Origin of the sequence: Planomonospora antibiotica (genome assembly GCF_014647955.1) — a bacterium.
Classification (GTDB): Bacteria; Actinomycetota; Actinomycetes; order Streptosporangiales; family Streptosporangiaceae; genus Planomonospora; species Planomonospora parontospora.
On sequence record NZ_BMQE01000010.1, the window covers coordinates 71680 to 95999 of the forward strand.

Annotated in this window: 24 protein-coding genes; 13 read left to right on the top strand and 11 right to left on the bottom strand. The window is 74.2% G+C overall.

Features of this window, described 5'->3' with window-relative positions:
- Positions 1-4: 4 nt before the first annotated feature.
- Positions 5-652, bottom strand: coding sequence for a TetR/AcrR family transcriptional regulator (locus tag IEZ06_RS12045; protein WP_229797991.1), 648 nt, complete (start codon positions 650-652; stop codon positions 5-7).
- 87 nt (positions 653-739) lie between these two features.
- On the opposite strand from IEZ06_RS12045, the gene IEZ06_RS12050 reads away from it, so the two are divergent.
- Positions 740-1306: an anthrone oxygenase family protein gene (locus IEZ06_RS12050; RefSeq protein ID WP_189236774.1), complete on the top strand. Its 567-nt coding sequence runs from the start codon at positions 740-742 to the stop codon at positions 1304-1306.
- Between the two features lie 11 nt (positions 1307-1317).
- Here IEZ06_RS12050 and IEZ06_RS37890 read toward each other — a convergent pair whose 3' ends face one another.
- Positions 1318-2244: a DUF2238 domain-containing protein gene (locus IEZ06_RS37890; RefSeq protein ID WP_505851851.1), complete on the bottom strand. Its 927-nt coding sequence runs from the start codon at positions 2242-2244 to the stop codon at positions 1318-1320.
- A gap of 39 nt (positions 2245-2283) precedes the next feature.
- A complete protein-coding gene (locus IEZ06_RS12060; RefSeq protein WP_189236775.1) occupies positions 2284-3432 on the bottom strand; it encodes an acyl-CoA dehydrogenase family protein in 1149 nt (382 codons plus the stop codon).
- 522 nt (positions 3433-3954) lie between these two features.
- Here IEZ06_RS12060 and IEZ06_RS12065 point away from each other — a divergent pair.
- From IEZ06_RS12065 to IEZ06_RS12075, 3 genes are all read left to right on the top strand, one after another.
- Entirely contained in the window at positions 3955-4701 is a 747-nt protein-coding gene (locus IEZ06_RS12065; RefSeq protein WP_189236776.1) for a GntR family transcriptional regulator, read from the top strand.
- 216 nt (positions 4702-4917) lie between these two features.
- Positions 4918-5613 (top strand): GNAT family N-acetyltransferase, encoded by a 696-nt coding sequence (locus IEZ06_RS12070; protein WP_189236777.1) that lies wholly within the window; start codon positions 4918-4920, stop codon positions 5611-5613.
- A 43-nt stretch (positions 5614-5656) separates the two neighbouring features.
- The gene (locus tag IEZ06_RS12075; protein ID WP_189236778.1) at positions 5657-6331 is read left to right on the top strand and encodes a copper homeostasis protein CutC; all 675 of its coding nucleotides are present in this window, start codon (positions 5657-5659) and stop codon (positions 6329-6331) included.
- 105 nt (positions 6332-6436) lie between these two features.
- Here the strand turns inward: IEZ06_RS12075 and IEZ06_RS12080 are convergent, their stop codons facing one another.
- The 3 genes from IEZ06_RS12080 to IEZ06_RS12090 form a co-directional block, all read right to left on the bottom strand.
- A complete protein-coding gene (locus IEZ06_RS12080) occupies positions 6437-7612 on the bottom strand; it encodes a DUF6986 family protein (protein ID WP_189236779.1) in 1176 nt (391 codons plus the stop codon).
- Positions 7613-7804: 192 nt separating this feature from the next.
- On the bottom strand, positions 7805-9649 hold the full coding sequence (locus IEZ06_RS12085) for a tetratricopeptide repeat-containing diguanylate cyclase (protein WP_189236780.1): 1845 nt from the start codon (positions 9647-9649) through the stop codon (positions 7805-7807).
- 138 nt (positions 9650-9787) lie between these two features.
- Positions 9788-11176: an FAD-dependent oxidoreductase gene (locus IEZ06_RS12090; protein ID WP_229797995.1), complete on the bottom strand. Its 1389-nt coding sequence runs from the start codon at positions 11174-11176 to the stop codon at positions 9788-9790.
- Positions 11177-11535: 359 nt separating this feature from the next.
- Here IEZ06_RS12090 and IEZ06_RS12095 point away from each other — a divergent pair, with 359 nt between their 5' ends.
- Positions 11536-11988: a hypothetical protein gene (locus tag IEZ06_RS12095; RefSeq protein ID WP_229797997.1), complete on the top strand. Its 453-nt coding sequence runs from the start codon at positions 11536-11538 to the stop codon at positions 11986-11988.
- Between the two features lie 5 nt (positions 11989-11993).
- Here IEZ06_RS12095 and IEZ06_RS12100 read toward each other — a convergent pair whose 3' ends face one another.
- Entirely contained in the window at positions 11994-13088 is a 1095-nt protein-coding gene (locus tag IEZ06_RS12100) for an acyl-CoA dehydrogenase family protein (protein ID WP_229797999.1), read from the bottom strand.
- 149 nt (positions 13089-13237) lie between these two features.
- Here IEZ06_RS12100 and IEZ06_RS12105 point away from each other — a divergent pair, with 149 nt between their 5' ends.
- The 4 genes from IEZ06_RS12105 to IEZ06_RS12120 all read left to right on the top strand — a co-directional run bounded on the left by IEZ06_RS12105 (position 13238) and on the right by IEZ06_RS12120 (position 17370).
- Entirely contained in the window at positions 13238-13816 is a 579-nt protein-coding gene (locus IEZ06_RS12105) for a hypothetical protein (protein WP_189236782.1), read from the top strand.
- Positions 13817-13902: 86 nt separating this feature from the next.
- Positions 13903-15645, top strand: a complete 1743-nt coding sequence (locus tag IEZ06_RS12110; protein WP_189236783.1) for a proline--tRNA ligase — start codon at positions 13903-13905, stop codon at positions 15643-15645.
- Positions 15646-15913: 268 nt separating this feature from the next.
- Positions 15914-16216: a hypothetical protein gene (locus IEZ06_RS12115; RefSeq protein WP_189236784.1), complete on the top strand. Its 303-nt coding sequence runs from the start codon at positions 15914-15916 to the stop codon at positions 16214-16216.
- Positions 16213-17370, top strand: a complete 1158-nt coding sequence (locus IEZ06_RS12120; protein WP_189236785.1) for a bifunctional WXG100 family type VII secretion target/C40 family peptidase — start codon at positions 16213-16215, stop codon at positions 17368-17370. The genes IEZ06_RS12115 and IEZ06_RS12120 overlap by 4 nt, the downstream gene beginning before the upstream one ends.
- A gap of 37 nt (positions 17371-17407) precedes the next feature.
- Here the strand turns inward: IEZ06_RS12120 and IEZ06_RS12125 are convergent, their stop codons facing one another.
- From IEZ06_RS12125 to IEZ06_RS12140, 4 genes are all read right to left on the bottom strand, one after another.
- Positions 17408-17608 carry a DUF4236 domain-containing protein gene (locus IEZ06_RS12125; protein WP_189236786.1) on the bottom strand — a complete coding sequence of 67 codons (201 nt, stop codon included), beginning with the start codon at positions 17606-17608 and terminating at the stop codon, positions 17408-17410.
- 76 nt (positions 17609-17684) lie between these two features.
- Positions 17685-17879 (bottom strand): DUF4236 domain-containing protein, encoded by a 195-nt coding sequence (locus IEZ06_RS12130; protein WP_068896999.1) that lies wholly within the window; start codon positions 17877-17879, stop codon positions 17685-17687.
- Positions 17880-17971: 92 nt separating this feature from the next.
- Positions 17972-18475 (bottom strand): ferritin-like domain-containing protein, encoded by a 504-nt coding sequence (locus tag IEZ06_RS12135; RefSeq protein ID WP_189236787.1) that lies wholly within the window; start codon positions 18473-18475, stop codon positions 17972-17974.
- Positions 18472-18966, bottom strand: coding sequence for a hypothetical protein (locus tag IEZ06_RS12140; RefSeq protein ID WP_189236788.1), 495 nt, complete (start codon positions 18964-18966; stop codon positions 18472-18474). Before IEZ06_RS12140 ends, IEZ06_RS12135 begins: the two co-directional genes overlap by 4 nt.
- Positions 18967-19155: 189 nt before the next feature.
- Here IEZ06_RS12140 and rimP point away from each other — a divergent pair, with 189 nt between their 5' ends.
- From rimP to infB, 4 genes are all read left to right on the top strand, one after another.
- Complete coding sequence (gene rimP, locus IEZ06_RS12145) at positions 19156-19665, top strand: ribosome maturation factor RimP (protein ID WP_189236789.1); 510 nt, start codon at positions 19156-19158, stop codon at positions 19663-19665.
- Between the two features lie 11 nt (positions 19666-19676).
- Positions 19677-20681 carry a transcription termination factor NusA gene (gene nusA / locus IEZ06_RS12150; RefSeq protein WP_189236790.1) on the top strand — a complete coding sequence of 335 codons (1005 nt, stop codon included), beginning with the start codon at positions 19677-19679 and terminating at the stop codon, positions 20679-20681.
- Positions 20665-20967, top strand: coding sequence for a YlxR family protein (locus IEZ06_RS12155; RefSeq protein ID WP_189236791.1), 303 nt, complete (start codon positions 20665-20667; stop codon positions 20965-20967). The genes nusA and IEZ06_RS12155 overlap by 17 nt, the downstream gene beginning before the upstream one ends.
- A gap of 142 nt (positions 20968-21109) precedes the next feature.
- Positions 21110-24253, top strand: a complete 3144-nt coding sequence (gene infB / locus IEZ06_RS12160) for a translation initiation factor IF-2 (protein WP_189236792.1) — start codon at positions 21110-21112, stop codon at positions 24251-24253.
- The last annotated feature ends 67 nt before the right edge of the window (positions 24254-24320 follow it).

Consider the following 24320-nt stretch of genomic DNA (forward strand, 5'->3'; position numbering starts at 1 on the left):
CGGTTCAACAGGCCCCGGCGCCGTGCCCGGACGGGTCGCGGGCGGGGGAGGGCGGGAGCAGCGCGAGGAAGCGGTCCACCGCCCGCCGCGCCCGCTCCTCGAGGTCGGCAGGGGGCGCTTCGCCCAGCAGGACCCGGATCTGGGTGTCCGAGACGACGAGCCCGTACAGCAGCCGGAAGGCCTCCTCCGGGTCGCAGGCTGCGATCTCCCCCCGCGCGGCCAGCTCCGCGAGATGGCCCGCGACGAGCGGGCCGGTGGTGTGCCGCCCCTCGGCGAGCAGCACCCCGGCGAGTTCCGGGGCCGCGACCGCGGCCCGGTTGATCGCGACCGAGGCCTCCCCGAGCAGCAGCCGGAGCAACCGGACGGCGAACACCGTCAGCGTCTCCCGGGCCGGCCGGTCCAGGGCCAGCGCCTCGGCGACCGCGGCGTTCGCCTGCTCCGACTGGCGGCGCACCAGGGCCGCGAAGAGCCCGCGCTTGTCGCCGAACCAGCTGTAGAGCGTCTCCTTGGACGCGCCGGCCCGCCGGGCCACCGCCAGCATCGTGGTGCCGGTGTATCCGCGTTCGACCAGTTCGGCGAAGGCGGCGTCCAGCACGGCCGCCCGCCTGGCCTCGTTCTCGCCCTCGCGGGGCCGGCCCCGTCGTCCCTGCATGCCCGCCGCCCTTCCCGGTGTCCGTTGACAAGTGTACCTATCGGTACGATTATTAATCGAACTTATCGGTACGATTAATGAGGGCGCATGGCTTCCATCCCCGTTCCTTCCTCCTCCCCGACGGGCGTTCCGGCGGCTCCCCCGACGAGCGCGGGCGTCGCGGTGGCGCGCGCGGCCCTGGTCGTCGCGTTGCTCTCCATGGGCGCCATCGCGGGCTTCTTCTACGCCTACGAGGTCTCGGTCACCCGCGGTCTGGCCGGGGTCGGCGAGGACACCTACGTGCTCAGCATGCAGGCGATCAACGCGACGGTCCGCAACATCCCGTTCGCGCTCTCCTTCTTCGGGGCGCCGGTGTTCGCCGCGGTCGCCTTCGCCGCCGCGCTGGCCGTCGCGGGACGGCGGTCGGCCTCGGTATGGCTGGTGGCGGCGGCCTTCGCGGTCTACCTGGCCGGGGGTCTGGGCGTGACCCTGCTGGTGAACGTGCCGCTGAACGAGGACCTCGCCACGGTCGCCGCGACGGTCCCGGACCTGGCCGCCGTGCGCGCGCGGTACGAGTCGGAGTGGAACGCCTGGAACACCGTCCGCACCCTCGCCTCGGGCACCGCCTTCGCCCTGCTGGCCGCCGCGGCGGTCCTGCTTCCCCGCGCGCGCTGAGCGGGGCCGGGTCAGGACCGGGACGCGGAGCCGGCCGTCCTCCGGCGGCTCCGGAGCAGCATGGCCGCGGCGGCCGCCAGCGCGCCGAGGCAGGCCAGGGCGATGTCCTTGTGCGCGTCCCAGGCGTCGCCCTGCTGGCCGTTGTAGACCTCGGCGATCTCCGGGGACATGGTGACGGCTATCGCCCATTCGAGGAGCTCGTAGAGCGCGCTCGTCGACAGGACGAGCTCGACGCCCGCCGCGACGGCCACGGAAGGACGCAGGCCCCACCGCTCCCGGAGATAGCGGGCCAGCACCGGGGCGGCGCACAGGCCGTACGAGAGGTGCACCAGGCGGTCGAAGTGGTTGCGCTCCCAGCCGAAGACGTCCGACAGCCGCACCCCGGTCAGCGCCGCGCTCCACTCGTCGTAGGGGACGTGGGAGTACATCCAGCGCGCGGCCACCGAGTGCAGGGCGAGGAAGGCGAGCACCGCGGCCAGCGAGGCCGGGGGAAGGGCGTAGTGCCTGCGGAGCGGGATCAGCGCCAGCAGTGCCACCGCGGTCAGCGAGTGGTGGAACGCCTGCTCGACGGGGTACGGCGGAGCGATCCAGGTGAGGGCCGTGACGACCGTGAACGCCGCGGCGAGCCACCGCGTACCGGCGCATCCTGGCTCCGGTGCCCGTCCCGCAGGGGCCTCAACCCGCCCCGTCCGGGCCTCAACCCGCCCCGTCCGGGCCTCAACCCGCCCCGTCCGGGCCTCAACCCGCCCCGTCCGGGCCTCGGCGCGTCCCGTCCGGGCCCCCGTCCGGGCCCCCGGGCGGCGCCGGCGGACATCGGCGGGCCGGGCGGGCGGGCTCTCCCCCTCGGCCTCCGCCGCTTCGCCGGGTGGCGGGCTCCCGCCTCCGGTCTCCGTCGCTTCGCCGGGTGTGGATGCCATGACCGAATGATCCCGGTCCATCGTGGAAACCGGAAGACGGACGCCCGCCGCGTCCGGGGCTCAGCCCCTGGGCAGGCCCAGGGTGCGCTCGGCGATGATGTTGCGCTGGATCTCGCTGGAGCCGGCGTAGATGGTGTCCGCGCGGCTGAACAGGTAGAGCCGCTGCAGGTCGTTCAGCTCGTACGGCGGGCCGTCGGCGACCAGCCCCGCCCTGCCCTGCACGGCCTGCGCCAGCTCGCCCAGCCTCCGGTGCCACTCCGACCAGTAGAGCTTGGCGATCGAGGCCTCCGGCCCCGGCGTCCCGGCCGACAGGGAGGTCATCGTGCGCAGCGCGTTCAGGCGCATGATGCGCAGCTCCAGCCACGACCGGACCAGCCGGTCGCGCAGCACCGGGTCCCCGGCCGCGCCGGTGCGCCGGGCGGTCTCCACGACGCGGTCGAACTCCCGCTGGAAGCCGAGCTGCTGGCCGAGCGTCGAGGCCCCGCGCTCGTAGCCCAGGGTGGCCATCGCGACCCGCCAGCCCTCACCGGGGGCGCCCAGGATGTTGCCCGCGGCCGTGCGGGCCCCGTCGAAGAAGACCTCGTTGAACTCGCTGGTGCCGGTCAGCTGGACGATGGGCCGGACCTCGACCCCGGGCTGGTCCATCGGGACCAGCAGGTAGGACAGGCCCGTGTGCCGCCGCGAACCGGGCTCGGTCCGGGCCAGGACGAAGCACCAGTCGGCGACGTGGGCCAGCGAGGTCCAGGTCTTCTGGCCGGTGAGGACCCACTCGCCGCCCTCCTGTCGCGCCCGGGTCCGCACGCCGGCCAGGTCCGAGCCCGCCTCGGGCTCGGAGTAGCCCTGGCACCACAGCTCGCGGCCGCGCCGGATCGGGGGCAGGAAGCGCCGCTTCTGCTCCTCGGTGCCGAAGTCGATGATCGTGGGGCCGATGAGGCCCTCGCCGATGTGCCCGACCCGGGCCGGGGCGTCCGCCTGCGCGTACTCCTCGTGGAAGGCGACCTGGTCGGCCAGGGGCGCGTCCCGCCCGCCGTACCTCCCCGGCCAGCCCAGGCAGGTCCACCCGGCCTCGCCGAGCCGCCGCTCCCAGGCCAGCCGCACCTCGTGGCCCTCGTGCTCGCGGCCCGGCCCGCCCAGCCCGCGGGCGTGGGCGAACTCGCCCTCCAGCTGCTCCCGCAGCCAGGCGCGGATCTCCTCGCGGAAGCCCGTCACGGTCGTCTCGCCTCCTCCGCCCGGTCCGGCCGGCCCTCCGCGGGAGAGGGCCGCCGGTCCGCGCTCGCCTGCCCGGCAACCTAGGGGAGGGCGGGCGGGGAGGCGCGGCGCCGTCCCGGTCTCCGGGAGAGCGGTCCGTGACGGGGAGGCGGCCGTCCGCGGGCGGGGAGCGGTCGCGGCGTGGGAGCGGCCGGGTCACGTCCGCCGGGCGGGCTGCGGCGCGGGCAGGCGGGGCGGACGGGCGGGGCGGAGCGCGGGCGGGCCGCAGCCCGCAGACGGGAAGACGCGCCCTGGCGGGCGTGGGGGACCCGCCAGGACGCGCTTCTCCCCGGTGCGGTGGCGCGAGGACCCCGGCGAGGGATGGGGTCCTCACGCGGTCAGCCGCTCAGGGAGTCGGGGGGGTGGAGCCTTTCAATGGATTTGTACCAACGATTGGATGATGCGGCTCCTGGGAGGCTAGGTCAAGGGGCGGTTCCCCACTAGAACCAAATCGTCTAGTTTTGTTGGCACAAAGGGGACTAAATGGCTCGGTCAACGCTGTATCAGCAGGTGGCCTCCGAACTCCGGAGGACCATCTACTCCGGTGCGCTCAAGCCGGGTGATCAGCTGCCGACCGAGGCCGAACTCATGCTCGCCCACCAGGTGAGCCGCAACACCGTGCGGCTCGCCCTCGGCGAGCTGGTCAACGAGGGGCTGGTCACCCGGACGCCCCGCCGGGGCACCGTGGTCAGGGAGCGCCGCCCTCTGCTGATGCATCCCCAGCGCGAGCTCCAGCCGCAGCCCGGGGAGACCCGGGAGGCCTTCGCCTGGGCCGTCTCCCAGGAGGGGCGCGAGCCGAGCCAGGAGATCGAGGTGTCGATCGTGAACCCGGCCGAGGAGATCGCCAGCCGGCTGGAGCTGCCCGACGACGGGCTCGCCGTGGTCCGCCGCAGGCTGCGGTTCGTGGACGCGCAGCCGTACAACACCAACGACTCCTACTTCCCGCTCTGGCTGGTCTCCGGATCCGAGATCGCCCGTCCCGGCGACATCTCGCGGGGGGCCAACCGGGTGCTGGAGGAGCTCGGCCACGCCCAGGTGAGGGTCGTGGACGACATCTGGGCGCGAATGCCCACCAGCTCGGAGACCGACCGGCTCCGGCTCCAGTCGGGCACACCGGTCGTCGTCTACGTCCGGGTCGGATACGACGAGGAGGACGTCCCCGTGCGGGTCGCGGTCTCGGTGCTCCCCGCCGACAAGCACCTGATCCGGTACGAGCTGAAAAGCCGTTGACCTCCCCCTGGCCGCCCTGATGGGACGGCCTCCGCCCTGCCCGTACGGCAGGCGGCCCCCGGGCGCGGCCCGTCGTGCGGGCGGGCGCGCCCCCTTCCCCGAGTCCGCCTCGGACCCCTAGCGCGGGGGCTCCCTGGCCCGGCGCGGATGCCGTGCGTCACCGGACGGACACCTTCCGTGTCATCTCACACACCCAGCGCAACGAAGGGATCGACCATGCACTCCAGCACCATCACCTCCGTCACCCCCGCCCCCGTCTCCGCGCGGCGCCCCGCCCCGCGCCGGGCGGACGCCGCGGACCTGCCGGGGGTGCTCGCGCTCCTGGCGCGGACCGCCGCCTGGCTGGACGGGCGGGGCGTGCGGCAGTGGCCCGCCGGCGGGTTCCCGGCCGAGCGCATCGCCCCGCTGATCGAGAGAGGGGACATGTACCTGCTTGACGGGGAGGACGGGCCGATCGCCACCGTGGCGCTGGACGGCCACGCCGACCCCGAGTTCTGGACCGCCCAGGACGATCCCGGCTCGGCGCTCTACGTCCACAAGCTCGCCGTGGCGCGCGGCCACTCCGGCCGGGGGCTGGGCGAGGCGCTGCTCGACTGGGCGGGCCTGCGCGCGGTGGCGGCGGGCCGGCGCTGGCTCCGGCTCGACTGCGCCAAGGAGAACCGGCGGCTGCAGGACTACTACCGGCGGCAGCGCTTCGCCCACCTGCGCACGGTCGACCTGCCGCACCGCGCCTCGGGCGCGCTGTTCCAGCGGCCCGGCGGCCTGCGCGGCGCCGCTCCGGCCCTTCCGGGAGCCGCCGCCGGGACCGGCGCGGGGGTCCGCTTCGAGGCCGCCGGGACCGGTGCGAGGGTCCGCTCCGAGGTCGACGAGGTCGCCGCCCGCCGGGGCCGGGTCATGCTGGAGCATCCGTGAACCGCGGCGATCCTCGGACAAAGCCATCCGATAGCCTCACTTCATGACCGGATCCCTGCTTGAGGTGATCGCGCTCGACGTGCGCGACGCCGTCGCCGCCGAAGAGGGCGGCGCCGACCGCTTGGAGATCGTCGCCGACATGGCGTCGGGCGGGCTCACCCCGGCGGTGGACACGGTCGCGGCGATCGCCAAGGAGTGCAGGCTGCCGCAGATGGTCATGCTGCGGGGCGAGGCCTCGTTCCTGGCCTCGCCCGAGCGGCTGGAGGGTCTGCGGCGCGACGCCCGGGCCCTCTCCGAGGCGGGTGCGGCCGGGTTCGTGTTCGGCTTCCTCGACTCCACCGGCGCGGTCGACCTGGCCGCCACCGAGGCGCTGATCCACGCGGTGGCCCCGCTGCCCTGGACCTTCCACCGGGCGGTGGACCACGCGGCCGACGTCCAGGCGGGCTGGCGGGCCGTACGGCTGCTGCCCAACCTCGCCACCGTGCTCACCGCGGGCGCGCCCGGCGGGGTGAGGGACGGCATGTCCGTCCTGCGGACCCGCTGCGAGGCCGGCGACGGCCCGCTCATCCTGGCCGGCGGCGGCCTGCGTCCCGGTCACGTCCCGGCCCTGCTGGAGTACGGCGTGCGCGCCTTCCACGTCGGGAGCGCGGTGCGCGCGTCGTGGTCGGACCCGGTCGAGGCGCATCTGGTCCGCCGCTGGCGCGAACTGGTCGACTGACCGCCGGGGCCGGCGCCTCCGCCGGGGCTCCCGGTCCCGGTGGCTCCCGGTCCCGGTGGCTCCCGGTCCCGGTGGCTCCCGGTCCCGGGAGGCGCGCCCGGCGGGTCAGGGCCCTCCCAGGACCAGCTCCGCGCGGCGCAGGGCGGCGCCCATCGCCTGGACCGTCGCGGGTTCGTCCATCACGCCGCCCTCGGCCGCCTTCCGCTCCTGGAAGGCCCGGACCCGGTGGGCGAACTCGGCGTGGTGGCGCAGGTGGAAGTCGTAGACGGCGGCGTAGCGGCTGACCAGGTGCGAGGGGTGCATGTCCCACCCCTGGTAGAAGCCGTGGCGCAGAGAATGCCCGACCAGCTCGGCGTGGCGCGACCACAGGGCGTGCACGTCGCGGGTGCCGCCGGAGGCGGGGGAGGCGGCGAGGGAGCCGTCCGACAGCTCCACGCCGGTCCCGGCGAACGCCGTCTGCATGACGTGCCGGGCGTGGTCGCAGGCCGGGTGGTCCAGCCGCTGCTCGTGCGGGGGGAGCGCGCAGCTCGCGGTGTAGTCGAAGACGCCGAAGTGCGCGGCCGAGAGCCTGCCGCCGAGCGAGGCGGCCAGCTCGGGGCCGAGGAACCGGAGCGTCTGGGCGGCCTCGACCTGGATCTCGAACCGCAGGGACCCGGCGTCCAGGCCGAGCCCCCGCTCCAGCGCCTCCAGGCAGTCGGCGAACTGGTGCAGGTAGTCCTCCATGAGGACCTTGGGGAAGGTGACGACGAACCCCTCCGGCAGCCGGCCGGTCCGTTCCACGATCCCGGTCAGGAACCCGTCCAGCGTCCGCAGGCTCCGGCCGGGGTCGCCGTCGGCGAACGACTTGACCCGCAGCCCCCACCGGCGCGGGAGCGTCCCCGCCGCGTGCAGGGCGGCGACGGCCGAGGCGGCGCGGGCGGCGTCGCGGTCCTCCTCGGCGGGGCGGACGCCGTACCCGTCCTCGAAGTCCACGCGCAGGTCCTCCACCGGTTCGGTGGCCAGCTTCGCGGCGATCCTCGGGTGCAGCTGCGCGGCGGCCTCCTCCGGCACGCCGAAGACCCGGGCGAGGGGCCCGGGACCGGGCAGGTGCCGGGTGAGCAGCTCCAGCGCGTCCCGCCCCCACTGCGTCACCGTCCCCGGACCGAACCGGTCGGCCGGGACGTAGACGGTGTGCACGGGCTGCCAGCGGGGCGCCGCCCGGGGGAAACGCGCCGACTGCTCCCGGTGGGCCTGCTCGAAGCCGGGGATCAGGGCCAGGGGATCGGCGAGCGTGACGCGCACGGTGGTGCTCCTTGCCGTCGGGGCGGACCGGCCCGCAGAGGCGGGTCATCCGAACCCTAGGACGCGCCCGGGGCCTGCCGGAACCCGTCCGGGCCTGCCGGAACCCGTCCGGGCCTGCCGGAACCCGTCCGGGCCTGCCGGAACCCGTCCGGGCCTGCCGGAAATCGTTCGGGCCTGCCGGACCTGCGGCTCTCACCCCGAGCCGGGCCGCTCCATGCCGGGCCGTCCGGCACCGGGCCGTCCTCCGCCGGGCTGTGCCGTACCGGTCGCCCCCTCCTCCGACCGGACGTCGGCGTCGCGGTGGCGGCGCCGCTCGCCCAGGGGCGCGCTGGAGGTGGCGCAGACGCGGTTGCGGCCCTTGTGCTTGGCCGTGTAGAGGTTCGCGTCGGCCAGGGCGATGAGCTCGGCCTGGGTGCTGTGGGGCTGGGAGGCGGTGACGCCGATGCTCACGGTGACGGGCAGGTCCCCGGTGAGCCCCTGCCAGGGGCGGCACGCGATGGCGGCCCGCAGCTCCTCCAGCCGGGCGACGGCCGCGGCGGGGCTGATCCCGCTCAGCACGACCAGGAACTCCTCGCCGCCCATCCGCGCGGCGAAGCCCAGGCCGGCGCAGGCGGGGTCCGGTACGGCGTCGAGCATCTTGGCGACCGCGACCAGGACCTGGTCGCCCACGTCGTGGGAGCAGGTGTCGTTGACCTGCTTGAAGTGGTCGAGGTCGACGAGCGCGACCGTCACCGCGTCGCCGGTCAGGGCGGCGGCGGCGAGGAGCTCGGGCAGGTGCTCGTCGACGTAGCGGCGGTTGCGCAGCCCGGTGAGCGGGTCGCGGCGGGCCTGCTCGCGGAAGAGCTCGGCCTCCTGGCGCGCCTCGCTGGCCTCGAACATGACCTGCCGGGTGCGGGCCCGGGCCTCCTGCTGCTGGGAGACCAGGTCCTTCTCGGCCGCGTGGTAGGCCTTGTACGCCTCGAACGCGCGGCGGTAGTCGCCGGTGGCGGCGTACAGCTCGGCCTGCTCCTGCCGCAGCGGGACGAGGATCCTGAGGTAGCCGTGCTCCTCGCAGATCGACCGGCTGCGGTCCAGGTTCGCCTGGGCGTCCTTCAGGGTGCCCAGGTGGCGCTGGGCGATGGCCAGGGTGAGCAGGATCTCGGGGAGCGCGGCCGCCTGCTTCAGCTCCTGGTCCTCGTACATCCGGATGCCCGTCTCGGCGGCCATGACGGCTTCCGCGTGGTGGCCGAGCGGGATCTGGAGCCGGGCGATGGTGTCCAGGTGGGAGACGTCGAGCTCGTAGTCGTGGGTGGAGCTGACCGCCAGCATGCGCTCGACGGACTCCCAGGCGAGGTCGTACCGGCCGGCCTCGTACTCGGCGTAGGCGAGGTTGTTGAGGACCGTGACGTGCCGTTCCGCGTCGATCGTGGCGGCGAGGCGCTCGGCCTGCCGGTAGCGCTCGCGGGAGGCCTCGGTGGAACCGGTCTCGTCGAGCGCGTCCGCCAGCCGCATCAGGTGGGCCAGCCGGATGCGGGGGTGCGTGCTCTCCTCCAGGGCCTCCACGGAGCTCACCGTGTGCTCAAGCGAGGCCGCCGGATCGCCCAGGTCGCGGTAGGCCCGCGCCATCAGCAGGTGGGTGCGGGCCAGCAGCGGGCGGCACTCGTTGTCGACCGCCCACCGGTTGACCTGCCACATCACCGGTATCACCGAGGTCAGCTCGCCCCAGCGGGTCTGCACGTCGACCTGGACCAGCTTCGCGCGCAGGGCCAGCACGACGTCGCCGAGCCCTTCGGCCGCCCGCTCCAGCTCCACCGCGCGGTCGAACGCCGTCTCGATGTTGTAGCCGCTGGTGATCTCCAGCGCCTCCAGCTCCGCCGACAGCTCCTCCGCCGTGAGCGTTCCGGCCGCCTCGCCGGGCCCGGCGGGTGCAGCGGGCGCGGCAGGTGCGGAGGAGGCGTCCGGTACGGCGGCCCCGGCACCGGAACCGGAATGGACCGGGTCCGTGACGGGAGCCTTCGGCGCCGGCTTCGGGGCAGGGTCGGTCAACGGTCCGTTCACGGAGCCCTCATCGGTAGCCGAATCGGATTCTGTAGAGGTTCGGCCCGATATCGGGTAGATCATTTCTTTGCCGGAACGCGTGACCTCATCGGGCCTGAGATCTCATCGGGACGCGTGACCTCATGGGGGCGCGTGACCTCATCGGGACGCGAGGCCCTCGGCGCCCGCAGCGCCCTCCAGGCCCGCCGGGCGTCCCGTCCCGTCCGGGACCTTGTCCTCGCGCGGTCCCCGGCCCTCCAGCACGGCGGCCATCGCGGCGGCGCCGGCCAGCTTCACCCGCTCGCCGCGGCCGAGGGACCGGGCCAGGGCGGCCTCGGCGGCCTCGATGGCCCGCCACCCGTCGTAGGTCACGGGCAGGAGCCCGCGCCGGGCCAGGAGCGGGTCCAGGTCCGCGTGGCGTACCGGCGCGCGGCCGGAGAGGTCGGCCAGCAGGGTGCGGACGGTCTCGGCGGCGTCGGACTTGTTGGTGCCGATCACGCCGCTGGGCCCGCGCTTGAGCCAGCCCGCGACGTACTCGCGGTCGCCCGCCCGCCCCGCCTCGTTCGGCACGGTCATGGTGGCCTCGGAGAACGGGACGCCCGGCAGCGGGACGCTGCGGTAGCCGACCGAGCGCAGGACCATGCCGACGGGGAGGACCTCGAACTCGCCGGTGCCGACGACGCGGCCGTCGGCCAGGCGGGTCCGCTCCAGCTTCAGGGCCTCCACCCGGTCGCGCCCCAGGATCTCCACCGGCCGCATCCAGAAGCGCACGTCCAGGCGGCGGGGGCGGCCCGCCGGGGTGCGGGCCGCCCAGGACTGCAGCACCTCGACGTTCCCCCGGACCTGCCGCGGCAGGCCCTCCACCGAGGCCGCCGCCTCCTCCGGCCGCACGCGCACGTCGGCGTTGGCCAGCTCGCCGAGCTCCCGCAGCTCCTTGAGGGTGAACTTGGCGTGCTCCGGCCCCCGGCGGCCGATCATGTGGACGGCCTTCACCCGGCTGGCGGCCAGCCGGGACAGGACCTCCTCCGGCACGTCGGTGGCACGCAGCTCCTCGGCGGTCTTGGCCAGGATCCGCACGACGTCCACCGCCACGTTGCCCACGCCGATCACCGCGACCTCGGGGCTGTCCAGCAGGAAGCGGTCGGCGGTCACGTCCGGGTGCCCGCAGTACCAGTTCACGAAGTCGGTGGCCGCCACGCTGCCGGGCAGGTCCTCGCCGGGGACGCCCATCCGCCGGTCCACCATCGCGCCCGTGCAGTAGACCACGGCGTCGTAGCAGGCCAGCAGGTCGTCGCGGCTCACGTCCCGGCCGAACTCGATCCCGCCGAGGAAGCGCACCCCGGGCAGCTCCAGCACCCGGCGCAGGTAGCCGGCTATCGACTTGATCGAGGTGTGGTCGGGGGCCACGCCGTACCGCACCAGCCCGTAGGGGGTGGGCAGCCGCTCCAGCACGTCCACCTCCACGGGGCCGGTGGCCTGCCTCGTCAGCGCCTCGGCGGTGTAGATCCCGGCGGGGCCGGATCCGACGACCGCGACTCGCAGTGACACGTCGCCTCCCAGGGGTTGTGCCGGTGGCCGCGCATCGGCAGGGGCGCGCTTCCTCCAACGTACTCCTGCGACCGCCCGGACGGGATGCATCCGGCGGCATCCGCCCCGGAGCGGCCGGCGGCGCCTCCGGCCGGGGGCGGCCCGCCGCGGGGCCCCGGCCCGGGAGCCGGGGGACCCCGGCCGGGAGGGTACGGGGCGCGGGCCCGGAGAACCGGGGACCCCGGCCGGGAGGGCGCGAGGGTCTCCGGTCCGGAGAGGGGAAAGGGAAGGGATGGTTACCGTGCGGAGCCCGTGAGGAGGAGGCGAAGGAGCGGCAAAGCGCGGCCGGGTGCGGGCCCGGGACTGGCACGCTCCGACGCATGAGGGGACCGGGCGGGGGCGGGCGCTCCGCGAGTGCGCCGGACGAGAGCCAACCGGTGGGCGCCCACCGGTTCGAGGCGTTCGGCCGGGTGATGGCGGCGCTCGGCGGCGAGGCCGAGCTGATGGAGTCGTGCCGCGATCTGACCTGGTGGCGGGGGGCCGACGACAGCTGGCACATCGAGTGGCGCGAGGGGCCCTACGCCGCCGAGGTGGCGGAGACGCTGGCCGAGCGGGTCCGGGAGCCCGGCGCCCCGGCGGACCCCGTCGGGCGGGCCACCCCGCTGTCCGCCGTGCTCGACGTGGTCGGCGTCCGCTTCGTGCTGCGGGCCGTCGACCCGCTCGGCCGGGACCGCCCCCACTCCCGCCTCGGCCCCTGGCGGCTGGCCGAGGTCCTCGACACGACGCGCCGCGGCCCCTCCCCCCAGCCCTGGGAGCAGCTCCTCGGCGGTTGACCGGGTCACAGTCCGGCGGCCGCGGCGAGGCGGGCCCGGTGGGCCTGCGGCGGGCCGAAGAGCTGGGCGTCGGCGGCGGCGCGCTTGAGGTGGCGGTGGGCCGGATGCTCCCAGGTGACGCCGGTGCCCCCGTGGATCTGGATGTTCTCGCCCGCGGCGGCCAGGTAGGCCTCGGTGCAGTAGGAGCCCGCGATCGCGGCGGCGACCGGGAACTCGGAGGGCAGGGCGCGGACGGCGGCCAGCGCGGCCGAACGTGCGGACTCGACGAGCAGGAGCAGGTCGGCGAGCTTGTGCTTGACGGCCTGGAAGGAACCGATGGGGCGGCCGAACTGGTGGCGCCGGAGGGCGTGCTCCACGGCGGCCTCCAGACAGGCGGCGGCGCCGCCGACCTGCTCGGCCGCCAGGCAGGCGACGCCCGCGTCCCGGACCCGGTCGCGGACCGCGCCGTCGCCGGCGGGCCGTACGGGGACGGCGTCGAAGGAGAGGGCGACGAGCGGGCGGGTCTGGTCGAGCGTCGTCAGCGGCGTGCGGGACGAGGGCGCGGCCTCGACCAGTTCGTCGCCGGCGAAGGCCAGGACCACCTCGCCGTCCAGCGCGCAGGGCGCGGTGCCGGTGAGCCGTCCCCGGGACAGGACCAGGTCGGCGTCGCCGGGCAGCAGGACGGTGGCGGTGCGGGAGCCGTCCGCTATGGCGGGCAGCAGCCGGGCCATCGCCTCGGGATCGGCGGCGGCCCTGAGCGCCTCGACGGCGAGCACGGCGGTGGCCAGGTAGGGGTGGGGGGAGAGGACGCGGCCGAGTTCCTCGCAGACGACCGCCTGCTCGGCCGGGCCGCACCCCGCCCCGCCGTACTCCTCGGGCACGGCCAGTCCCGCCACGCCGAGTTCCCGGGCGAAGCGTCCCCACGGGGCCCCGGGACGCCCGGCGAGGAAGGAGCGGACGGCGTCGCGGAGGTCGGCCTGGTCCTCGGTGAGGCCCGTGCCGGGGGGCCCGGCGGGCTCGGCGGGCTCGGCGTCCTCGGTCGGCCCGGCGGGGACCGCGGACGCCGGGGGCGCCGCGGACACGGCGGCCGCCGGGATGGGAGCGGTGTCGTCAGGGTGCACACGCGCAGCATAAGCAAGCGACCGGTTGTTTAGTAGGGCTTGAACGTTTTTGTGCGTTCTTGCAGGTCATATATGCTGCGCATGCCCAAGGGCCGGGGCGGATCGGGGGATCAGCGGTTTTGGCCGGACAGAACGACACGTTCGATTTCATGGCGGGGGACCGCCGGGAGCGGGCGATCCTCTGGCACATGATGCTCTCGCTCGTCGGAGGGCTGCTGCTCGGCGCCTTCGGTGAGATGCTCGCCCACGGGCCGGACCCGCTGGTCGCGGCCTACGACCCCTACGCCTACCTCGCCCTCGCCCTCGCCGCCGGCAGGACGGCCGCGGGGTTCGGCTGGGCGGTGCTGGCCGGGGTGCTCGCCGCGCTCGGGCCGGTCGTCCCGATCCTGGCCGCCGCGGCCTTCCCGTCGGGCTACCACCCCTTCCACGTCGGGGCCGACGGCACGGTGCCCGGCGTCACGCTCCTCGCCCTCGCCGTCTGCGCCCTGCTGGCCTACGCGACCAGGCGGGACGGCCCGCGGGGAGACCTCGCCGCGGCGCTGCCCGCCGGCGTCCTGATGATCGAGACCGTCGAGGCGGCGCAGTCCGGCTCGTGGAGCGTCCAGATCGCCGCGCTCCTGCTGCTCGCCGCGGTCCTCTCGCTGCGCCGGGGAGCCGGGGCGGTGCGCTCCGCGCTGGCGGGCGCGGTCCTGGCGACCGCCCACCTGTTCTTCGTCGCCGGTCCGTGACGGGCGGCAGGCTCTAATGGCAGGCGTCCGCCCCGCCGGGCTCGATACGCTGTAGGACACCGATTCCCTGCCATCTAGGAGTAGCCGTGCTGCTGCGCATGTCGTCGCTGTTTCTTCGAACGCTGAGGGACGACCCGGCAGACGCGGAAGTCCCGAGCCACAAGCTGCTCGTCCGCGCCGGCTACGTCCGCCGGGTCGCCCCCGGCGTCTACTCCTGGCTGCCACTCGGCAAGATGGTCCTGGAGAACGTCACCCGCGTCGTGCGCGAGGAGATGGACCGGATGGGCGGCCAGGAGGTGCTCTTCCCGGCCCTCCTGCCCAGGGAGTACTACGAGGCCACCGGCCGCTGGACGGAGTACGGCGACACGCTCTTCCGGCTCAAGGACCGCAAGGGCGCCGACTACCTGCTCGGCCCCACCCACGAGGAGATGTTCACCGACATGGTCAAGGGGGAGTACTCCTCCTACAAGGACTACCCGGTGACGCTCTACCAGATCCAGACGAAGTACCGCGACGAGGCCCGCCCCCGCGCCGGCATCCTGCGCGGGCGCGAGTTCGTCATGAAGGACTCCTACTCCTTCGACCTCGACGACGACGGCCTCAAGCGCTCCTACGAACGGCACCGCGAGACCTACATCCGCACCTTCGACCGGCTCGGCATCACCTACAAGATCTGCTTCGCCACCTCGGGGGCGATGGGCGGCTCGGCCTCGGAGGAGTTCCTGGCCCCGGCCGAGACCGGCGAGGACACCTTCGTCGCCTGCCACCACTGCGGCTACGCGGCCAACGCCGAGGCGGTCACCGCCCCCGCCCCCGCCGCGCCCGCCGGTGAGCGGCCGGCCCTGCGGGTGCTGGACACGCCGAACACCCCCACCATCGAGTCGCTGGTGGCCCACCTCAACGAGCACCACGGCCTGGACGTCACCGCCGCCGACACGCTCAAGAACGTCGTGGTCAAGGTGACCACCCCCGGCTCGGACAAGACCGAGGTCCTGGTCGTCGGCGTCCCCGGCGACCGCGAGGTCGACTTCAAGCGGCTGGAGGCGGCCCTGGCCCCCGGCGAGCCCGCCATCTTCGAGGCCGAGGACTTCCACCGGCACCCCGGCCTGGTGCGCGGCTACATCGGCCCGCAGGTCCTCAAGGACCTCGGCATCCGCTACCTCGTCGACCCCCGCGTGGTCGACGGCAGCGCCTGGGTGACCGGCGCCAACGAGCCGAACAAGCACGCCGTGGGCGTGGTCGCGGGCCGCGACTTCACCGCCGACGGCACCATCGAGGCCGCCGAGGTCCGCGCCGGGGACGCCTGCCCGTCCTGCGGCTCGGAGCTGTCCATCGACCGCGGCATCGAGATCGGCCACATCTTTCAGCTCGGCCGCAAGTACGCCGACGCCGCCAGGCTCGACGCCCTGGGCCCCGACGGCAAGCCGGTCCGCGTCACCATGGGCTCGTACGGCATCGGCGTCTCCCGCGCGGTGGCGGTGCTCGTCGAGCAGCGGCACGACGAGCTCGGGCTCCTGTGGCCCCGCGAGGTCGCCCCCGCCGACGTCCACATCGTGGGCACCGGCAAGGAGAACCAGGTCGAGGTCGCCACCCGGCTCGCAGAGGAGCTCCACGCGCGGGGCCTGCGCGTGCTGGTGGACGACCGCGCCGGGGTCTCGCCGGGCGTGAAGTTCAAGGACGCCGAGCTGCTCGGCATGCCGACCATCGTGGTGATCGGCCGCGGCCTGGCCCAGGGCGTCGCGGAGCTGCGCGACCGGGCCACCGGCGTCAAGGAGGAGATCCCGATCGCCGAGGCCGCCGACCGCGTCGAGGCCGCCTGCCGGGTCTGAGGCCCCGCCGGGCCCCGCCGGCGCGGGGCCCGGCCCAGGACCGGCGGGCGCGGCCTGGCCCGCACGATGCGTACGGCCGGCGTCGCGGGCCCGGGGGCGCCTCCGGGCCCGGCCGGCGGCTGCGCCCCGCTGCCCGCCGTCACACTCCGGCGGAGCGGCGCCGCGGCGCCGCCACCGGCCGCCGCCGCGAAAGCCCTCTTTTTCCGATCATCGAAGTGATAGCTTTTACCGACGATCGGCACCCGTGGGGCATATGGGGTGGGGTTGCGTGAAAGGGTTCGACCTCCATTTCGACGCGCTGGAAGAATGCGCGAACAGGGCTAAAAGCGTCGCGAACCAGTTCAGGAGCACAGCCGACGAGCGGCCCGCCGACATCGGCTCCTCCTGCTTCGGGAAGCTCGGGGACGCGTCCGGCAGGCTCGCCGAGGCCGTCCGCAAGCTCGAGGGCAAGATCGAGTCGGAGACCCGGCACGCCCAGCGAAACCTCGACAAGGTCGAGGCGGCGCTGCACACCGTCATCGCCAACGTCCGCAGGGCCGACGGGCCGGACGTCCCGGTGGAGAGCGTGTGACGGGCGGCGGGGAGGGGGAGTTCGGCGCCCTCCTGCGCATCGTCGACGAGCTGACCGGCGACCAGTCCGAGATCTCCGGGACCGCGAAGCGCTGGCGGGCGCTGGCGACCGGCGTCGGCACGCACACCGGCGCCCTCAAGCGCGCGGCCGGCACCGTGGACGACGCCTGGAACGGCGGCGCCGCCGAGAGCTTCACCGGGTACATGGCCCGCTATCCACGGGCCGGCACGGATTTCGGCGGCGCGTTGAGGAGCTGCGCCGCCACGCTGGAGAACGCGGGGAGCGCGCTGGAGGCCGCCAGGGACGAGGTCCGGGCGATCTACGAGGAGAAGCGGGCCTGGCTGGCCGGGCAACGCGAGCAGACCGGCGGCGCCGTACCGGCGGAGATCGTCGACTCCCAGGTGGCCGATGCCCTGAGGCGGGCCGAAGGCTCGCGGCGGCGGGCCGTCGAGGCCGTCGAGGCGGCCGCCGGCGCGATCGGCGGGCACCTCGGCACCGCGTTCTTCACCGCCATCCCCGCCCCGGGGGACCAGGACTTCGTCCCCCGCAACAACCCCGCGATGCGCTGGGTGCCCGACCCGGACTTCCGGCAGGGGAGATCGACGCAACTGGCCGGATACGACGGCTCCGCACCGGTGAACGGCGGAGGCGGCGGCTCAGGGCGGTACGGCACGGGATCCGGGTACGGACCGGGCGGAGGGGGCGAATCCGGCGGGACCGGCTATCAGGGGGGGAGCCCGGGGGGCCCGGCCACGGTCCCCAACCTGGGTGCGAACCCCCGCGCCAAGGCGATCGTGGCGTATGCGCTCGACCAGCTCGGCGACCGCTACGTCTGGGGCGCGACCGGGCCGAACACCTTCGACTGCTCCGGCCTGACGCTCCGGTCGTACCAGGCCGCCGGGATCGGCATCCCCCGGGTCGCCGCGGACCAGTGGGTGCACGGGCCGCGGGTGCCCGACGGCGAGGTGCAGGCCGGAGACCTGATCTTCTTCGACAGCACCGGGGACGGCAAGGCCGACCACGTGGGCATCGTGCTCGACCCCGAGCGGCAGACCATGATCCACGCGCCCAACTCGCGCTCGGTGGTGCGCGTCGAGAGCTACGGCGACTATTCGACGCCCCGCCTGGGGTTCACCCGGCCGGGAGCGGGCTGAGCGCACCCGGCGGGGCGGAGCCTGGTGACGGCGGCCTCTAGTGACGGCGGGGCGGGTGGCCGCCGATCGTCTTGCCGAGGTGGAACCCGCCCGGCAGGGTGACTCCCACGTACTTGCGGCCGTCGGGCGTCCGGGAGACGTGGAACCGGCGGCCGCCGAAGCTGTGCCCGACCCCGTGCCGGGACAGGTTGAGGCGGAACGGCCCCAGCTTGATCGACTTGTGGTAGTTCCAGCCCATGTCTCTCCCCGTCTCCTCCGGAAACCCTGGATGCCTGCAGTGGGAACAACGCCGGAGGCCCGCCCGGGGTTCCGGCTCAGCGGCGGGACGACCCGCTGAGGGTCTTGCGCCAGTGCAGGCCGCCGGGCAGGTTGACGCTCAGCGTGCGGCGGCCGTCGGCCGTCCGGGTCACCCGGAACGCGCGGTTGCCCCAGCTGTGGCCGACCCCGCTCCGGGAGAGGTTGAGACGGAACGGACCGAACTTCATCGACTTCCTGAATCCCCAGCCCATCGCTTTCCTCCTTGGTGGATCCGTGAAGGTCGGCTACCCGTCACAGGCGCTGCAAACCTGTGCAAAACGGGCTGGGGCGCCCCTGGAGGCCGTCAGGAGGTGCGAACGCCGTCCTCCTCGGGTCCCGGAGTCGCGGCGGTTGAGGACGACGGTGACGGCGTCGAGGGCGCCGGAGGCACCGTGCCGGGCGGCATGCCGGGGAAGGCCTCGATCTCCGGGCGCAGCCCGTAGGAGCGTTTGACGCACTCCTGCATGGCCAGCGCCGCCATGCGGCGCAGCACCGCGTCGTCGTCGGCGGCCAGCTCCAGATAGGCGGTGGTCACCCCCTGCTCGACCAGCACCGCCAGCTCCACGGCCTGGGCGGCGCTGGACGGGGTGACCGGGAGGGCGTAGGCCGCGTCGGCCTCGGCGGGGACGCCGCCGCGCTCGGTGATCAGGGTCCGGAGCCGGTCGCGGCGGACGCGGTGGGCCCTGAACGCCGCCGCCGCGGTGGCGCGCAGCTCGCCCGTGGTCCTGGCGGCGATGACCCCGTAGGCGTAGACGGCCGCGTGCTCGGCGGCCAGGGCCGTGGAGAGCCCGCCGGTCCCGGCGCTCACAGGGACCTCGGCAGGGCCACCGCGTGCGCGGCCTCGCAGGCGCCGATGCACGCGATCAGCTGCGCGAGCGCGGGGGAGACCCCCTCGGTCTGCCGGGGGCGGAGCGCGGCGGCCGTCCGCTCCAGCTCGCGCAGCTTCCGCAGGGACGGTCTCGGGCCCGGCGAAGGGGACCCGGAGGCGGACGGGGAGGCGGACGGGGACGCCGGGGCGGCGGGCTCCGGAACGTTCCCGGCGGGCAGTCTGCGGCGCAGCTCCGCCAGGTGGGCCTCGTGCCGCCGCCGGAAGGGGGCGAGCCTGCGCGAGGGCAGCGCGGCGTACAGCGCGACGGTCCGCTCCTTCTCCTCGATCAGCTGCCTGAGCAGCACGGTCTCCGGGTCGGGCGGCGGTGCGGGGGCGGGCCCGGGCTCCTCGCCGGCGCATCCCGCGAGCGTCACGGCGGCCGTCCCGAGGGCACCGCTCCGCAGCAGCGCGCGCCGGGTGAGGGAACGCACGGACGACCTCCGGTCTCGGGTGGGGTGCTGACGCCTCTAGCATCGTACGGGCTCGCAACCGCGGTCACCCCGTGTCCCGGACGGCTCCGCCACACCGAGTGACGCTCTTTCCGCGCCCCGGTGTGGATAGGCTGGGGAATCACATGGGCGAGGTGCGCCCGGACGAGATCGTGACAATAGGAGGTCGACATGGGCAGCGTCACATCCCGCGACCGCCTGATGAAGCTTCTGGGGCCCGTCGTCGAAGCCGAAGGGTTCGACCTGGAGGACGTCACGGTCACGCCGGCGGGCAAGCGCCGGCTGCTCCGCGTCGTCGTCGACCGCGACGGCGGCGTGAGCCTGGACGGTGTGGCGGAGGTCAGCCACGCCGTCTCCGCGGCGCTGGACGCCGACGACGCGATGGGCTCCGCCCCCTACGTGCTGGAAGTCTCCTCTCCCGGAGTCGACCGCCCGCTCACCGAGCCGCGCCACTGGCGCCGGGCGGCGGGCCGGCTGGTCAAGGCCGACCTGCGGGACGGCACCTGCGTGGAGGGCCGGATCGTCGCGACCGACGAGACCGGTGTGGAGCTGGACGTCGAGGGCGTGCGGCACCGCGCCGACTATCAGGACCTGGCCCGAGGACGGGTGCAGGTGGAATTCCGCCGGCTCGATGAGAGCGACGACGCCGAAGACGACGGCGAAGACGGCGACGAGGGCTAAGGGGGAGCCTCGTGGACATCGACATGAGCGTCCTGCGCAGCCTGGAGCGGGAGAAGGACATCTCCTTCGACCTGGTCGTCAAGGCGATCGAGGACGCGCTGCTGATCGCGTATTTCCGGACCGAGGGCGCGGCCGCCAAGGCCCGCGCCGAGCTGGACCGGAGCACCGGTCACGTGGCCATCTACGCCGCGGAGATCGGCGAGAACGGGGAGGTGCTCCGCGAGTACGACGACACCCCGGGCAACTTCAGCCGCATCGCCGCGACCACCGCCAAGCAGGTCATCCTGCAGCAGCTCCGGGACGCCGAGGACGAGATCAACTTCGGCGAGTTCGCCAGCCGTGAGGGCGAGCTCGTGGCCGGGGTGATCCAGCAGGGCAAGGACCCGCGGGTCGTCCTGGTGGACCTGGGCAAGCTCGAGGCGGTGCTCCCGCACAACGAGCAGGTCCCCGGTGAGGAGTACGTCCACGGAGAGCGGATCCGCTGCTACGTGGTGCAGGTCAAGAAGGGGCACAAGGGCCCGTCGGTGACGTTGTCGCGGACCCACCCCGGCCTGGTGAAGAAGCTCTTCGCGCTGGAGGTCCCGGAGATCGCCGACGGCACCGTCGAGATCGCGGCGATCGCCCGGGAGGCGGGCCACCGTACCAAGATCGCGGTTCGCTCCCGCCGGCCGGGCGTCAACGCCAAGGGCGCCTGCATCGGCCCGATGGGCTCACGGGTGCGCAACGTGATGACCGAGCTGCACGGTGAGAAGATCGACATCATCGACTGGTCGGAGGATCCGGCGGAGTTCGTCGGGAATGCCCTGTCGCCCGCCCGTGTTTCCCATGTCGAGGTGATCGACGCCGCCGGCCGTGCCGCGCGGGTGACCGTGCCGGACTACCAGCTCTCCCTCGCCATCGGCAAGGAGGGGCAGAACGCCCGGCTGGCCAACCGCCTGACCGGTTGGCGCATCGACATCCGGCCGGACACCCATGTGGAGGGTGCGGCCGGTTCCGCAGATGCATCCACACGGTAAGCTGGAATATGGTGGCCAGGCCGCCCCACTGAGAACTTGTGTGGGTTGCCGGGTTCGCACGGTTTCCTCCGAGCTGCTCCGCCTGGTGGCGGTCGAGGGCGTTATAGTCCCCGACCTGCGACGACGGCTCCCGGGGCGTGGTGCTTCACTGCATCCCACCCCGAGATGCCTCGAGCTCGCCGAGCGCAGACGAGCGTTTCCGCGCGCTTTCCGCGTCACGGAAACGCTCGACCTGTCGCTCGTGCGAAGCCACGTGGAAGAGCTGCAGGCTGAAAGGATCGGGTGAAATGGTTGCCAACTGTCATGTAGGACGCCGAGTTGATGGGCTGGTCAGATAGCTATGAGCGCCTGATGAGCATGCGGCGATGAGTACGTCTACGTAACGACGGTCCGGCGGCACAGCCTCCCGGGCCGAGTAAGGGAGTGCAGTGGCGAAGGTCCGGGTATACGAGCTCGCCAAGGAGTTCGGTGTGGAGAGCAAGGTCGTCATGGCCAAGCTCCAGGAGATGGGCGAGTTCGTTCGTTCGGCGTCCTCGACCATCGAAGCACCGGTGGTCCGCAGGCTCACGGAAGCTTTGGGCGTGCCCGCGAAGGGTTCGTCCGACAAGGGTGCCGGAAGGGCGCCCAGGCCGCCTCAGGCGGCCCCCCGGCCGGCCGAGGGCCAGGCCGGCGGCGCTGCGGCGCCCACCGCGGTTCCCAGGCCGGGACCGGCTCCCAAGCCGGGTCCGCGGCCGGCCCCGCGTCCTGCGGCCCCCGCGCCGCAGGCCCCGCAGCCCCAGGTCCAGCAGCAGCAGCCTCAGATCCAGCAGCAGCCGCCGGTGCAGCAGCAGCCGTCGCCGGTCCAGCCGCCGCGTTTCGAGGCGCCTCCGGCCCCGCGTCCCGCGGGTCCCGGTGGTCCCGGTGCCAAGCCGGGTCCGCGTCCGGGCCCGCGCCCGGCGCCGCGTCCCGAGGCGGCCGGCCCGCAGGCCCGTCCCGCCGGCGGTCCCGGTGCCCCTTCGGGCCCGCGTCCCGCCGCCGGGGCTCCCGGTGGTCCCGGTGCCAAGCCGGGTCCGCGTCCGGGCCCGCGCGGTCCGCGGCCGGGCAACAACCCGTTCTCCTCGAACGCCAGCGGCATGGGCCAGACCCGTCCGCCGCGTCCGGGCGGCCCCGGCGGTCCCGGTGACCGCGGTCCCCGTCCCGGCGGCGGTCCCCGTGAGGACCGCGGCCCGCGCGACGGTGCGGCTCCGCGTCCTCCGGGCGCCCGTCCCGGCCCGCCCGGTGCGGCCGGTCCCCGTCCGGGGCCCGGCGCGGGCGGTCCGCGTCCGGGCGGCGGTGCCGGCGCGGCCGGTCCGCGCCCCGGCGGCGGCGCGGGTGCCGGTGGTCCCCGTCCCGGCGGTCCGCGTCCCAGCCCGATGATGATGCCCCAGGGCCGTCCGGCGGGTCCGGGCGGTGGCGGCGGCGGCGGTCGTCCCGGCGGCGGTGCCGGTCGTCCCGGCGGCGGTGCCGGTCGTCCCGGCGGCGGTGCCGGTCGCCCCGGTGGCGGCGGCGGTTTCGCCGGTCGTCCCGGCGGCGGTGCCGGTCGTCCCGGCACCGGAACCGGTGCTCCCGGTGGCGGCGGCGGTTTCGCCGGTCGTCCCGGTGGCGGCGGCCGTGGCCGCGGCGGCGGTACGGCGGGCGCCTTCGGCCGTCCGGGCGGACGCCCGGCCCGCGGCCGCAAGTCCAAGCGCCAGAGGCGCCAGGAGTTCGACAACATGCAGGCGCCGGCGATCGGCGGCGTGCAGGCTCCCCGCGGCGGCGGTCAGACGATTCGCCTGTCGCGCGGCGCGTCCCTGGCGGACTTCGCGGACAAGATCGGTGCGAACCCCGCGTCGCTGGTGCAGATCATGCTGCACCTCGGTGAGATGGTGACCGCGACTCAGTCGGTCAACGAGGAGACGCTGCAGCTCCTCGCCGCCGAGCTGGACTACAACCTGCTCGTCGTGAGCCCGGAGGAGGAGGACCGCGAGCTTCTCGAGTCCTTCGACATCGAGTTCGGCGAGGACGAGGGCGACGACGCCGACCTGGTCGCCCGTCCGCCGGTCGTGACCGTCATGGGTCACGTCGACCACGGTAAGACCAGGCTGCTCGACGCCATCCGCAAGACCAACGTGGTGGCGCGCGAGGCCGGCGGCATCACCCAGCACATCGGTGCCTACCAGATCGCCACCGACCACGAGGGCGAGCAGCGGCGGATCACCTTCATCGACACCCCGGGTCACGAGGCGTTCACCGCCATGCGTGCCCGCGGTGCCAAGGTCACCGACATCGCCATCCTGGTGGTCGCGGCCGACGACGGTGTGAAGCCGCAGACCATCGAGGCGCTGAACCACGCCCAGGCGGCCGACGTGCCGATCGTGGTCGCGGTCAACAAGATCGACAAGGAGGGTGCGGACCCGAGCAAGGTGCGCGCCCAGCTCACCGAGTACGGCCTCGTCGCCGAGGAGTACGGCGGCACCACGATGTTCGTGGACATCTCCGCCAAGAACGACATCGGCATCGAGAGCCTGCTCGAGGCGGTCCTGCTCACCGCGGACGCCGAGCTCGACCTGCGGGCGAACCCGACGATGGACGCCCAGGGCGTCGCCATCGAGGCCCATCTCGACAAGGGCCGCGGTCCGGTCGCGACCGTGCTGGTCCAGCGCGGCACGCTCCGCGTCGGCGACTCGATCGTCTGCGGCGAGGCCTTCGGCCGCGTCCGGGCGATGCTGGACGACAACGGCGAGTCGATCGAAGAGGCCGACCCGTCGCGTCCGGTGCTGGTCCTCGGTCTGACCGCGGTGCCCGGTGCCGGTGACAACTTCATCGTGGTCACCGACGACCGGATGGCGCGCCAGATCGCCCAGCAGCGCGCGGCGCGCAAGCGCATCGCGGACATGGCCAGGTCCGGCCGCCGCCGCACCCTCGAAGAGCTCTTCAGCGAGATGGAGAAGGGCCAGGTCGACGAGCTCAAGCTCATCATCAAGGGTGACGTCTCCGGTTCGGTCGAGGCCCTCGAGGACGCCCTGCTCAAGATCGACGTCGGCGAGGAGGTGCGCCTGCGGGTGCTCCACCGCGCGGTCGGCGCCATCACCGAGTACGACGTCAACCTGGCCGTGGCCGACGACAACGCCGTCATCATCGGCTTCAACGTGCGCCCCGAGGTCCGGGCGCGCGACCTGGCCGAGCGCGAGGGCGTCGACATCCGCTACTACTCGGTCATCTACCAGGCGATCGAGGAGATCGAGGCGGCCCTCAAGGGCATGCTCAAGCCCGAGTTCGAAGAGGTCCAGATGGGCACCGCCGAAGTCCGCGAGGTCTTCAAGGTGCCGAAGATCGGCAACATCGCCGGCGCGCTGGTCCGTTCGGGCACGATCGTCCGCAACAGCAAGGCGCGGATCATCCGTGGCGGTGTCGTGATCTCCGACAACCTCACGGTCTCCTCGCTGCGACGGTTCAAGGACGACGCGACCGAGGTCCGCGACGGCTTCGAGTGCGGTATCGGTGTCGGCTACAGCGACATCAAGATCGACGACGTCATCGAGACGTTCGAGATGCGGGAGAAGCCGCGCGCCTGACGCCTCGCCCCCTCCCCGCGCCGGTGCGCACCGCCGCACCGGCGCGGGGCCGGGAGTGGGCATGCGC

Bases quoted from the DNA above. Each gene is read 5' to 3' on its own strand.
- IEZ06_RS12045 (WP_229797991.1), bottom strand. From the start codon at position 652: ATGCAGGGACGACGGGGCCGGCCCCGCGAGGGCGAGAACGAGGCCAGG.
- IEZ06_RS12050 (WP_189236774.1), top strand. From the start codon at position 740: ATGGCTTCCATCCCCGTTCCTTCCTCCTCCCCGACGGGCGTTCCGGCG.
- IEZ06_RS37890 (WP_505851851.1), bottom strand. From the start codon at position 2,244: ATGGACCGGGATCATTCGGTCATGGCATCCACACCCGGCGAAGCGACG.
- IEZ06_RS12065 (WP_189236776.1), top strand. From the start codon at position 3,955: ATGGCTCGGTCAACGCTGTATCAGCAGGTGGCCTCCGAACTCCGGAGG.
- IEZ06_RS12070 (WP_189236777.1), top strand. From the start codon at position 4,918: ATGCACTCCAGCACCATCACCTCCGTCACCCCCGCCCCCGTCTCCGCG.
- IEZ06_RS12075 (WP_189236778.1), top strand. From the start codon at position 5,657: ATGACCGGATCCCTGCTTGAGGTGATCGCGCTCGACGTGCGCGACGCC.
- IEZ06_RS12095 (WP_229797997.1), top strand. From the start codon at position 11,536: ATGAGGGGACCGGGCGGGGGCGGGCGCTCCGCGAGTGCGCCGGACGAG.
- IEZ06_RS12105 (WP_189236782.1), top strand. From the start codon at position 13,238: ATGGCGGGGGACCGCCGGGAGCGGGCGATCCTCTGGCACATGATGCTC.
- IEZ06_RS12125 (WP_189236786.1), bottom strand. From the start codon at position 17,608: ATGGGCTGGAACTACCACAAGTCGATCAAGCTGGGGCCGTTCCGCCTC.
- IEZ06_RS12130 (WP_068896999.1), bottom strand. From the start codon at position 17,879: ATGGGCTGGGGATTCAGGAAGTCGATGAAGTTCGGTCCGTTCCGTCTC.
- rimP (WP_189236789.1), top strand. From the start codon at position 19,156: ATGGGCAGCGTCACATCCCGCGACCGCCTGATGAAGCTTCTGGGGCCC.
- IEZ06_RS12155 (WP_189236791.1), top strand. From the start codon at position 20,665: ATGCATCCACACGGTAAGCTGGAATATGGTGGCCAGGCCGCCCCACTG.